This is a genomic window from Serratia sp. TSO36 (assembly GCF_057808395.1).
Window position 1 is genome coordinate 1 of the sequence record NZ_JBJZOU010000060.1, and the last position, 255, is coordinate 255.

Consider the following 255-nt stretch of genomic DNA (forward strand, 5'->3'; position numbering starts at 1 on the left):
GAGGCCCGAAGGTCCCCCTCTTTGGTCTTGCGACGTTATGCGGTATTAGCTACCGTTTCCAGTAGTTATCCCCCTCCATCAGGCAGTTTCCCAGACAGTACTCACCCGTCCGCCGCTCGTCACCCGGAGAGCAAGCTCCCCTGTGCTACCGCTCGACTTGCATGTGTTAAGCCTGCCGCCAGCGTTCAATCTGAGCCATGATCAAACTCTTCAATTAAAAGCTTGATGTGCTTCCACTCGAGAAGCGATGCTCAA

At 54.5% G+C, this 255-nt stretch carries 1 rRNA gene; it reads right to left on the bottom strand.

The window, feature by feature from the left end:
- Nucleotides 1–217 (bottom strand): 16S ribosomal RNA (locus tag ACK3CV_RS25445); the annotation flags it as partial.
- Nucleotides 218–255: the final 38 nt, after the last annotated feature.